Source organism: Shewanella sp. MR-4 (assembly GCF_000014685.1).
Classification (GTDB): domain Bacteria; phylum Pseudomonadota; class Gammaproteobacteria; order Enterobacterales; family Shewanellaceae; genus Shewanella.
Genome location: NC_008321.1, coordinates 3,465,522 through 3,477,489, shown reverse-complemented (window position 1 = coordinate 3,477,489; position 11,968 = coordinate 3,465,522). Strand labels below are relative to the sequence as shown.

The window sequence follows — 11,968 nt, the reverse complement described above, 5'->3', positions numbered from 1 at the left end:
TTTTATGGCGTGGTTTAACGCTTAAGAGCCTTTTATCTCCATCAGGATTTGCAGTGCACGCTCACGTTTGTCCTGATCATACAAATCGTTGGTAAAGATAAACTCATCGACACCCAGCTCTTTCACTATCATCTCTAAGCGGTGCTTGATGGCGGTGGGGCCACCAGTGACGGATAAGCCTAAGAAGTTATCGACATAGGTTTTTTCCTGCTCGCTCCACAGGCCATCCATGCTGTTCACGGGCGGTTTTAACCACAGAGCCTCACCACGGATCAGCGCAAGTACCCGTTGCTTGGAGGTGGTGCTCAGGTATTCGGCTTCGGCGTCCGTCTCGGCAGCGATTAGCGGCAGGCCAAGCATAACATAGGGCTTATCCAACACCTTAGATGGCTTAAAGTCGCGGCGGTAAATCTCAATCGCATCGTAGAGGAATCTTGGCGCAAAATGCCCTGCAAAGACATAGGGTAAGCCGCGCTGTGCCGCAAGCTGGGCGCTAAACAGGCTAGAGCCGAGTAGCCAAATCGGTACATGGGTGCCTTCGCCGGGAATCGCTCTTACGGGATGATGGCCACTGTAGTCGCCGAGCAAAGTTTGTAACTCGCTCACCTCGGCGGGAAATTGCTCCGCGCGGCTCATATCGCGGTTAAGGGCGCGGCTGGTGATTTGATCGCTCCCAGGAGCGCGGCCAAGCCCTAAATCGATACGCCCAGGATAAAGACTTTCGAGCGTACCAAACTGCTCGGCAACCACTAAGGGCGCATGGTTGGGCAGCATAATCCCACCCGCGCCGACGCGAATGCGCTTAGTATTCTCGGCAATATAGCCAATTAATACCGATGTCGCGGCGCTGGCGATACCGAGCATATTGTGGTGCTCGGCAAACCAGAATCGATTAAAACCTAACTCATCGGCAACCTTAGCGTATTGCAGGCTTGCGCGTAGCGTGTCTCCGATGCTGGCGCCTTGACGTACGGGGGCGAGTTCTAAGAGTGAAAAGGGAATATCCGCCAGGGGAGACTTTGCCTGAGATATGGGGGCTGCTGATGTTGAAGTGGATGATATAGACATAAATTAAGCGCCTTATGGGTGAGTCAGCTCTGTGGCGGAATACCTTATGCTTGGCTCCCATTGATTAGGTCATGGGAGTTTAGCTAAATAGTCAGCCAAGTGCTGATGGAGTCTTACCCTAGGATATGGTGATGCTTAATCCATAAACAAGGTTAAAACTTAGGCTCAAACCGCTCTAAAACTGGAACCGAACATCTTGTTTTCGCGAACAAGGCTGAAAGCCTTACCCCAAGGGGATACGTGGAAAATCTGCGAAAAAAATATCAGACTGTTTAGTGATGAGCTGTAACGCATAGGTATAAAAAACTGCCGCAAGCAAGGCTTGTCGGCAGTTTTTATCGCTCACAAATCGTTTATGCGAGTGAAGGATTATTGCTCGGCTTTCACATCACGCAGTGAGGCCGAAGCATTATCTTCAATACTGTTATGGGCATGATGGCTTTCTGTTAAACGGCGCATCAGCGGCAATACGGCTAAGGCGATAAAAGTACAGACCACGGCCGCAATACCTAATTTATTGAATAAATTGGTATAAACGGGCAGAGTTTGCAGCGGATCGACTAAGTCCTGTGGCACGCTAGCAAAGTTGGCTACAACGCCGCCTAAGTACTGGGAAATCCCCGATGCCACGAAATACGCGCCCATCATAAAGCCGCCCATGCGTGCAGGCACGTAGCGGGCGATCATGGCTAAACCAAGACCGCTCACCAGCAGTTCGCCCAGAGAGTATGAGGCATAACCCCAAATCATCACCCAAGAAGAGGTTTTACCCTCAACGGCAAATTGGCCTGCAAAACCGTAGATAAAGAAGCCAATAGCGACAACCGCAAAACCTAAGGCGAACTTAGCGGCAATCGAAAAGTCCTTATTATTGCGGCCCGCCCAAGAATAACTCCAGGCCAAAACTGGGCTTAACACCATGATCCAGATTGGATTCAGTGCTTGGAACTGTGCAGGAGACCAAGTCCATAAATGGGTACCAAAGACTTGGAAATCCCAATCGACGTTACGCAGCGCAAACAGGGCCAGTGAGGTCGACATTTGTTGATAGAAGATAAAGAAGAAGACGGTCTGCACTGTGAGGATAAGCGCCGCGATAAGGCCTGCACGCTCACTTGGCTCACTGGTACGAATTAAATGGAAGAAAATCCCTAATACCGCGACACCAGCCGCATATACGAATACACGGGCAACATCTTCATATTCAAGAATAATGGCTGAAGCAACAACCGAAAGCGCCGCTAATACCAAGACGATCGCCAAGTTCTTCTTATTAACTGGGCGAGTATCTGGCTCTGAACCATAGTTGGCGAGGCTCTTGTACATCAGTGCATAGTTACCTAAGCCGACGATTAAGCCCACACAACACATGGCAAAGGCTGCGTGCCAGCCAAACTCGTTACCGTATTGGGCATTTACATAGTCCTTAATCCAAGGCGTTAGCAGCATAGAGAAGGTCGAGCCTACGTTTACCGCCATGTAATAGATGGTAAAGGCGCTGTCGATTTTAGAATCGTCGCCTTCGTAAATCTTACGGACTAAGTTACCGGCATTGGGCTTAAACAGGCCGTTACCGACCACAATTACCCCAAGTGCGGAGAACATAAACCAAGTGTTTTCAGTTGGCACTGTCATTAGGGCATAGCCGACAGATAAAATGCCTGCACCGAGCAGCATGGTGCGTTTGGTGCCGAGAATTTTATCCCCAACCCAACCACCAATGGCTGGCGACACGTAAATCAGCGCCGCACAGGCACTCCAAACTAAGTTTGCACGGGAGTCATCAAAGCCAAGACGCTGCACCATAAAGTACACGATCAGCGCCTGCATGCCGTAATAACCAAAACGTTCCCATAATTCGATAAGTGACACAGTCATAAATGAATGTGTCTTGCTTACCTGATTGGTACCAAGAGTCATAAAGCTTGCTTCCGTTATTGTTGTTTTGTGTTAGAGGTCAAGAGTATAAGGCGAGAGTCTGTGCAAACCAATGCCACAACGCGACAGAATAGACTTTGTTACAAATGAAATGGGCATTTTTAATCTGGAATTAATTTTTGTAAAAAAATGGTAGCCAGTCCGCGGAAGCTTATTGTGAGTTAGGTCATGTCGTCGTGTGGCATTTCCCGATAAATATCAAATTCTCTCCGTATCGAAAAATTACCGCGATAGGCTTCAACTACATCAGTAGAAAGTTTTACTTATAGTTAACAATTCACTATCTTAAAGGCTGGTAATCTCGTGACTGGATGCTATTTTTTAAACTAAGAAGCAAAAAGAAAAATGAACTAGATCAAAATAATTAGGCTCTTGACCTTCAATCTTTTGGAGTTTATTCGATGAAGCATTTGTCCATCAGTACTAAGTTGTTGTGGATCACTTCCGCTCTATTTCTCTCAATAGTTGCCATCCTTTCTATCAGTCTCTGGTGGACCCTCTCAGACCAAAACACTGAGCTGTCCAATCAGGTGCAAGAAACATTACAAACCGAAACCCGTGACAAACTCGAGGCTCGTGCTGGCGAATATGGCGAGATGGTGGCGGGCTTTATCAACGAAGCTTATCGTATCCCTTATTCCTTTTCTGGCATGTTAGAAAGTACCGCGGAAGAGCTGCCATTAAAGCGTGACCGTCTAGAGTTAGCCATTGCGGCGGTGTTAAAGAAAAACACTCAGATATCCTCAATGTATGCGCAATTTGAGCCTAATGGTTACGATGGCCTCGACAGTGAGTTTTTAAATGTCGAGGTTAGTCATAGCGTCGCGTCATCAGGATCATTAGAGGTGTATTACACTCGTAATGACGATGGCACGGTCGAACATCACCAAGTGGATGATTCAGCAGAAAAATATGTCGCCACCTTAAACGAGTTTGGGATCCGAGAAGCCGAATGGTACTTATGCGCCATGGAAACCTTAAAACCTTGTTTGATGGAGCCCTATCTCTATGAAATCAGCCCCGGTAATACGGCATTGATGACATCGTTAACTGTACCTGTGGTGAAACATAAGAAGTTTATTGGGGTTGTAGGCATAGATGTGAACTTGCCTGTATTTCAAGCCTTAATTGATAAACTCTCTAAAAGCCTTTATGGCGGTCAAGCTAAAGTCACTTTACTCAGTACCCGTGGATTAGTGGTTGCTGCCAGCCATGGTAGTAAAAAGGCGCGTCCTTTGGGTGAGTCTATCGATCCTAAATTAGCCTCACAAATTATTAGCTTACATAAGAATGGCGGCTATATGGCGAGCGATGATGAGATTATCGTGGCCTATCCGATAAAAATTCCACTGGCTAAGGCGGAATGGTCTCTGGCAATTCAAGTTCCTAAAGCACAGGCCTTTAAGAGCTCAATTGAGTTGAACGATAAAATGGATGAAATGGCGACCTCCCTTGGTAGCATCTTGTTAGTTGTGGGATTAACCGTTTCTTTACTCGCTGTCGTGACGATTAGCATAGTGATCCGCAGTATTATCGCTCCGCTGAAAATGATCCAGGGTCGTGTGGAACACCTTGCCAGTGCCGATGGGGATTTGACGCAATCCATTGTGGTGGATGCCCATGCGGAATTGATCGCGCTGGGTAAAGGCTTTAACTCCTTTATCCATAAGTTAAAAGACTTGATCAGCGAGTTAAAAACGCTCGCGGGACGCACTCAGGAGGAAAGTCTCTCCTCGGCACAAATTGCGGAGTTGACCCGAGATAGCGTCCATCGTCAGTACGGCGAAATTGAGAGCGTGGTAACCGCGGTCAATGAGATGAGTGCCACGGCGCTTGAAGTAGCGAAAGCCTCTGAACAAACTGCTGCTGAAACCGAAGCTATGTCGCGCAATGTACGCCTCAGTGAAGAGAACCTGACTAAAGCGATGGAGTATGTGACCACTATGTCGCAGGAGTCGATGCAGGCTAAAGTTGCGGTGAGCAAAGTGGCGGAAAGCAGCACTAATATCAGTCGTATTCTCGAGGTGATTAGTTCTATTGCCGCGCAAACCAACTTGCTCGCCCTAAACGCTGCGATTGAGGCGGCGCGGGCCGGTGAACAAGGTCGGGGTTTTGCCGTAGTGGCCGATGAGGTGAGGGCACTGGCTTCTAAAACTCAAAGCTCGACCGATGATATCAGTGTACTTATCGATGCTTTACAAAAAGAAGTCCACAGTGCGTCTGGCATTATTGATAAAGGTGCTGAGCGTGCGCAGATGGCCGTGTCGCAAACCGAGCAAGCACTCACGTCGCTCAACTCTATGGTCAGTCAAATTGAGGAGATCTCTTCTCAGGTGACACATATCGCCGCCGCGGCGGAGGAACAAAGCGCCGTAACCGAAGAGGTGAACCGCAATATTACAGGCATTTCCGATTCGGCCTCGGAGCTGGCGCGCCTTGCGGGTGAAGCGCAGCAAAGCAGTGTGGTCCTCGCCGAACTGGTGAAACAACAACATCAGCAGTTAGGTAAGCTGAAGACCTAATTAAACTAATTGCTATCGCGCAGTTTATGGCGAGGCAGATATAAGTGATAACAAGGTGCTAAGTGGATCCCGCTTAGTGCCTTTATTTTTTCTGGTTCTGATAAATCGAATATACGTTTCACTCTTATCGGGTGATAAGTCGCGCTAGGCATTGGATAAAATAGATAGATTGCAGATACAAAAAAGCCCATTTTTAAATGGGCTTTTTTGTTGAATTGGGTGGTGGCCCCTCACGGACTTGAACCGTGGACCTAACGATTATGAGTCGTGTGCTCTAACCAACTGAGCTAAGGGGCCGACTAAAGGTAATCGTCATTACCTAAAGCGAGTGGCAGTATACTAAGCTTGTTTGCGCTTGTCACCCGTGTTTTTTGATGAAATTCACCGAATTGATTCAAGTGGTTATCTGTTAATCAACTGTGGTTTTGGCTTTGGTTACTTGAAGTGATTGGATTCGGAGTTTGATTTATAACCATTTGATCTTGAAGGACGATGGCAAATTGGTCTGAATTTTATGTTTAGCTTGTGAGCACTAATAAAAAGCCCCGCTAGGCGGGGCTTGGGGATTAAGCTTGGGTTGACTATTCGTCTAAGAATGACTTTAAGATTTCCGAGCGTGAAGGGTGGCGTAGTTTACGCAGGGCTTTCGCCTCAATTTGACGGATACGTTCACGGGTCACGTCAAATTGTTTACCCACTTCTTCCAGCGTGTGGTCGGTATTCATGTCGATACCAAAACGCATACGCAGTACTTTCGCTTCACGGGCTGTTAGGCCAGCTAATACCTCATGGGTCGCGCTCTTCAGGCTTTCGCTAGTGGCGCTGTCCAGTGGTAATTCGAGGGTAGTATCCTCGATAAAATCACCTAAATGCGAATCTTCATCGTCACCTATTGGGGTTTCCATGGAGATAGGTTCTTTAGCGATTTTCAGTACCTTACGGATCTTATCTTCCGGCATCATCATACGCTCTGCCAGTTCTTCAGGAGAAGGCTCACGACCCATTTCCTGTAACATTTGGCGAGAGATACGGTTCAGCTTGTTGATGGTTTCGATCATGTGTACTGGAATACGGATTGTACGGGCTTGGTCCGCGATTGAGCGGGTGATTGCCTGACGGATCCACCAAGTCGCATAGGTCGAAAACTTGTAACCACGACGGTATTCGAACTTATCAACTGCCTTCATCAAACCGATGTTACCTTCTTGAATTAAGTCCAAGAATTGCAGACCACGGTTGGTGTATTTCTTCGCGATAGAAATTACCAGACGTAAGTTTGCCTCAACCATCTCTTTCTTCGCACGGCGAGCCTTGGCTTCACCGATTGACATACGACGGTTGATGTCTTTAATGGCAGCAATGACTAAGCCAGTTTCTTCTTCGATGGCGGCCAGCTTGCTACGGCAACGCTGAACGTCTTCTTCAACCATTTTTAAGCCTTCGGCATAAGGCTTGTTCGAGTTCTTTTCAGCATCGAACCAATCTAAATTGGTTTCGTTACCGGTGAAGAACTTAACAAAATTCTTCTTCGGCATCTTGGCCTGTTCGACACAGAGCTTCATCAGCAGACGCTCTTGTACACGAACACGGTCCATCATAGAACGCATGCTTTTTACTAAGCGGTCGAACTGCTTGGGTACTAGGCGGAACTCTTTGAAAATCTCACCGATTTCAAACAGTGCTTTGATCGATTCAGGATGTTCACGACCTTTGGCTTCGATGATTTTAAGGGCATTTTCGTAGGCCGTTCTTAATTGGCCAAAGCGTTCACGCGCCTCTTCAGGATCGGGACCCTTGTTGCCATCGTCATCGCCGTCGCCATCACCGTCTTCGTCTTCATCTTCTTCATCGTCATCTTCATCATCAAGATCTTCTTCCGATAATTCAGAGCCGATATGGGTTGCGGTTGGGCCTAGGTCTTCTTCGTCCGGGTTAACAAATCCAGAGATAATATCAGACAGGCGCAGTTCGTCGGCTTCGTATTGGTCGTACTGTTCAAGGATCATGGCGATCGCTTGTGGGTATTCTGCGACAGAGCTTTGAACTGTGTTGATGCCTTCTTCGATGCGTTTGGCGATAACAATTTCGCCTTCACGGGTCAGCAGTTCAACGGTACCCATTTCGCGCATGTACATACGCACAGGGTCTGTGGTACGGCCTAGCTCACTTTCTACTGTGGCAAGGGCGGCTGCGGCTTCTTCCGCTGCATCTTCGTCTGTGTTGTCTTCCGACATCATCATGTCATCGGCATCTGGCGCTTCTTCAAACACCCGAATACCCATGTCATTTATCATCTGGATAATATCTTCGATCTGGTCAGAATCGACCATGTCTGCAGGTAAGTGATCGTTCACTTCTGCATAGGTTAAGTAACCTTGCTCTTTACCTTTGGCAAGCAACAGCTTGAGTTGCGACTGCGGAGTATGATCCATAGATATCATCCAAGTTGGGAAACTGTTACAACGACGGACAGTTAGCTCGTGCTAAGTGCCGCGCAAATCGTCAATTATAGCCATGTGCACTTACCTGTGCTAGTCACTGGGATACTGAATGAGGACATTTTTGCCTCAGTTTAGTCCTTTCATGACTGAGATCAGCTTCTGCAGCTGGATCTTCTCTTCCTTAGTATGGGTCTGTTTTAGACTCAATTCCTGATATCGTTGTTCAATATATTGATTGTTCAACCAAACCAGGGTCTGTTTAAACTTTTCGAGCAGGTTTTCATCCGCCACTTGATGGTCCCATTGGGCTAATTTATGCAGCGTCCCGCTGTGGGGGCTGTCTCTGAATTGCTCAAGTAGTTGTGCGCTGTTTAACCTATGCTCTCGTGTTAATTCCAACAGCAATGGCAGCAAGTCGATGCCTGGCATTTGCAGATGGTTTAATGCCGGTTGTGGGGATAATCCCACTCCTAGCTCGGGATGCTGTACTAACAAGGCGATGGCAAGTCGCAATGGCGTACCGCGTCCTTTGAGTCCCGTTGATGTAGTGGGCTTAGTTTGTTTGACACTAAAACCCAGTTTTTTCTTCATATCGTCTGAGCTGTTCATGCCTAATTTGTGAGCTAAGTTCTCAAGCAGTAGGTTTTGCAGCACAGTATCTTGAATTTTTTCAATTAGGCCAAAGGCTTGTTTGGCTAAGTTACCTTTATCGGTACCAAATTTCGTCGCTAATGTATCAAACAAAAATTCGGGCAGCGTGATGGCACTTTCCATCATTTGCTCGAAGGCGTCTTTACCAATCTTACGAACCATTGAATCCGGATCTTCTGATTGAGGTAAAAACATAAAACGCACTTTGTCCCCAGGTTTTAGTAGGGGTAAAGCGGTTTCTAAGGCGCGCCAGGCGGCCTCATTACCGGCTCTATCGCCGTCATAACAACAAATCACTTCCTTTGCACTACGCAGCAGCAATTGGAATTGTTCCGCCGTTGTCGAAGTGCCAAGGGAGGCGACCGCGAAATCCACGCCATATTGAGCGAGGGCAACCACGTCCATATAGCCTTCGACGATCAGTACCTTATCGGGATCGCGATGACGTTGCTTTAGCTCGTACAGGCCATAGAGTTCATTGCCCTTATGAAATATGGGCGTTTCTGGCGAATTCAAGTACTTGGGGGTGCCATCTCCCAATACTCTGCCACCAAATCCAATCACACGACCACGGCGGTCGCGAATAGGAAACATCAGGCGGTCACGGAATCTGTCGTATCTTTTACCGCTGTCATTACTGATCAGCATGCCTGTGGTCAGGAGTTTATCCTGTGCATCTTGACTGTGTCGGTAGCGGCTTAATAAGCCATCCCAACCGTCGGGCGCAAAACCAATCCCAAAATGCTCAACAATATCATCGGATAATCCGCGATAGGTGAGGTAGTCGATAACTTTTTGTTTATCTTGGTGTTGTCTTAATTGAGTTTGAAAAAAGCGGCTCGCTTCTTCCATTAATCGGTATAGATCACGGCTTAGGCCATCGTCTTGGCGTTTACCCGAGCCTTGTTCCCTTGGGACTTCTAAGCCCAGTTGTCCGGCAAGATCTTCGATGGCATCGACAAAGTCGAGTCTGTCGTACTCCATCACAAAATCGATGGCGTTGCCGTGGGCTCCGCAGCCAAAACAATGATAAAACTGTTTATCGCGGCTAACGGTAAACGAAGGTGATTTTTCGCTATGAAAAGGACAACAGGCCGAGTAGTTTTTACCCGCCTTTTTCAAGGGCACCTTGCGGTCGATAAGTTCGACAATGTCGGTGCGAGCGATTAGCTCATTGATAAAATCACGAGGTATTGCCATTGAGTGCTTAAAATCTCGCCTTGCGCGAATTTAAACAAACAAGCCGCGCATAGGCACGGCTTGTTCATACATTGAAACGCTAATTATTGCAATTTTGCACGGATCATAGCGCCGATAGCGCCCATGTCTGCACGTCCTTGAACTTTAGGTTTTAATGCTCCCATTACTTTGCCCATATCCGCCATGGAGGATGCGCCTATTTCAGCAATAGCGGCATCGATGAACGCGGCAATTTCCGCCTCAGAGAGGGGAGTTGGCAGGAAAGTTTCAATGACTTGAATCTCTTCTGCTTCTGCTGCGGCCAACTCGTTACGACCCGCTGCTTCATATTGAGCAATCGAATCGCGACGTTGTTTCACCATTTTGGTTAAGACAGCTATAACCTGCTCATCATTCAGAGTTTCGCGGGTATCCACTTCAATCTGTTTAATGGCTGCAAGTGCCATACGAATAGTGCCCAATCTCGCCTTCTCTTTGGCGATCATGGCCTGTTTCATATGGTCTTTTAGCTGATCAATTAGGCTCATAAGAGATTAGTATAAACGTACGCGACGTGCGTTTTCGCGAGAAAGCTTTTTAGCTAAACGTTTAACTGCAGCTGCTTTTGCGCGCTTACGTGCAGTAGTTGGCTTCTCGTAGAATTCACGAGCACGCACGTCGGCTAAAATACCAGCTTTTTCACAAGAGCGCTTGAAACGACGCAGAGCTACGTCGAATGGTTCGTTTTCACGTACTTTAATAATTGGCATACGCCATCACCCCTTAGGTGTAGGTTGTGTGGTTCAATTGCTTGAACCAAGTGTATTTAAAATGGTGCGGAATTTTATACCGAGACAACTAGGCTTGTAAAGCCCTAATCCTTTGAGTCGGGGTTGGCCATGGGTATATGATGATCGGCGACTGGAGTAATTGTCATCATACAGGTAGAATTAGCGCCCTTTGGTAATTTGAATATGAGGCACCATGCGGGTTCTAGGTATTGAGACATCTTGTGACGAGACAGGTATTGCCGTCTATGACGATAAGCTGGGGTTACTCTCCCATGCTTTATATAGTCAGGTTAAGTTGCATGCGGATTATGGTGGGGTAGTGCCTGAACTGGCTTCCCGCGACCATGTGCGCAAAATTGTCCCGCTGATCCGCCAAGCGTTGAAAAACGCCAATACCGAGATTGCCGATTTAGATGGCATTGCCTACACCAAAGGCCCTGGCCTTATCGGTGCTTTATTAGTGGGCGCTTGTGTTGGCCGCTCACTTGCCTTTGCTTGGAACAAGCCCGCCATCGGTGTGCATCATATGGAAGGGCATCTGCTGGCGCCAATGCTGGAAGACGATGCGCCTGAGTTTCCCTTTGTTGCACTATTAGTATCAGGTGGCCACTCTATGTTAGTAAAGGTTGATGGCATCGGCCTTTATGAAGTTTTAGGTGAGTCGGTGGATGATGCCGCCGGTGAAGCCTTCGACAAAACCGCTAAGCTAATGGGGCTGGATTACCCCGGCGGTCCACGGCTTGCGAAACTGGCCGCCAAAGGTGAGCCTGCAGGTTATCAATTTCCGCGGCCAATGACCGATAGACCCGGGCTCGATTTTAGCTTCTCAGGCCTGAAAACCTTTACCGCCAATACCATTGCCGCCGAGCCAGATGATGAGCAAACCCGCGCCAACATCGCCCGAGCCTTTGAAGAAGCGGTTGTGGATACCCTCGCGATAAAATGTCGCCGCGCGTTAAAACAAACGGGCTATAACCGTTTAGTGATCGCGGGTGGCGTGAGCGCCAACACACGCTTACGGGAAACCTTGGCCGAGATGATGACCTCTATCGGTGGCCGAGTTTATTATCCTCGCGGCGAGTTTTGTACTGACAACGGCGCCATGATTGCTTTCGCTGGCCTGCAGCGTTTAAAGGCGGGGCAGCAGGAAGACTTAGCGGTCAAAGGTCAACCGAGATGGCCGCTCGATACCTTACCGCCAGTTGCGTGAGTTATCGCTAGCCAAATAAGAACAATAAAAAACAGCGCATGATGCGCTGTTTTTTTTATTGTTTTCTTGGATTAGTCACTCAAATATTGGTTTTTCGAATGAGTTATTAAGCCATTTCTCGGCGTTGCAATTGTGTTGAATCACTACGATGTTGCGCGACCAAGGTGT

General features: G+C 47.8%; 8 protein-coding genes and 1 tRNA gene. 2 read left to right on the top strand and 7 right to left on the bottom strand.

The window, feature by feature from the left end; genetic code table 11:
* Positions 1-21: 21 nt before the first annotated feature.
* Positions 22-1,032 carry an LLM class flavin-dependent oxidoreductase gene (locus SHEWMR4_RS15265; protein WP_041409113.1) on the bottom strand — a complete coding sequence of 337 codons (1,011 nt, stop codon included), beginning with the start codon at positions 1,030-1,032 and terminating at the stop codon, positions 22-24.
* Between the two features lie 405 nt (positions 1,033-1,437).
* A complete protein-coding gene (locus SHEWMR4_RS15260) occupies positions 1,438-2,988 on the bottom strand; it encodes a peptide MFS transporter (protein WP_011623659.1) in 1,551 nt (516 codons plus the stop codon).
* Between the two features lie 419 nt (positions 2,989-3,407).
* Here SHEWMR4_RS15260 and SHEWMR4_RS15255 point away from each other — a divergent pair, with 419 nt between their 5' ends.
* Positions 3,408-5,528: a methyl-accepting chemotaxis protein gene (locus SHEWMR4_RS15255; RefSeq protein WP_011623658.1), complete on the top strand. Its 2,121-nt coding sequence runs from the start codon at positions 3,408-3,410 to the stop codon at positions 5,526-5,528.
* Between the two features lie 220 nt (positions 5,529-5,748).
* On the opposite strand, the gene SHEWMR4_RS15250 is transcribed toward SHEWMR4_RS15255, so the two are convergent.
* The 5 genes from SHEWMR4_RS15250 to rpsU form a co-directional block, all read right to left on the bottom strand.
* Positions 5,749-5,825: transfer RNA gene (locus SHEWMR4_RS15250), tRNA-Ile, on the bottom strand.
* 284 nt (positions 5,826-6,109) lie between these two features.
* Entirely contained in the window at positions 6,110-7,960 is a 1,851-nt protein-coding gene (gene rpoD / locus SHEWMR4_RS15245) for an RNA polymerase sigma factor RpoD (protein WP_083757930.1), read from the bottom strand.
* Positions 7,961-8,095: 135 nt separating this feature from the next.
* Complete coding sequence (gene dnaG / locus SHEWMR4_RS15240; protein WP_011623656.1) at positions 8,096-9,820, bottom strand: DNA primase; 1,725 nt, start codon at positions 9,818-9,820, stop codon at positions 8,096-8,098.
* Between the two features lie 83 nt (positions 9,821-9,903).
* On the bottom strand, positions 9,904-10,347 hold the full coding sequence (locus tag SHEWMR4_RS15235; protein WP_011623655.1) for a GatB/YqeY domain-containing protein: 444 nt from the start codon (positions 10,345-10,347) through the stop codon (positions 9,904-9,906).
* A gap of 6 nt (positions 10,348-10,353) precedes the next feature.
* Positions 10,354-10,569: a 30S ribosomal protein S21 gene (rpsU, locus tag SHEWMR4_RS15230; protein ID WP_006080725.1), complete on the bottom strand. Its 216-nt coding sequence runs from the start codon at positions 10,567-10,569 to the stop codon at positions 10,354-10,356.
* A 214-nt stretch (positions 10,570-10,783) separates the two neighbouring features.
* Between rpsU and tsaD the strand changes: the two genes are divergently transcribed.
* The gene (gene tsaD, locus SHEWMR4_RS15225; protein WP_011623654.1) at positions 10,784-11,800 is read left to right on the top strand and encodes a tRNA (adenosine(37)-N6)-threonylcarbamoyltransferase complex transferase subunit TsaD; all 1,017 of its coding nucleotides are present in this window, start codon (positions 10,784-10,786) and stop codon (positions 11,798-11,800) included.
* Positions 11,801-11,968: the final 168 nt, after the last annotated feature.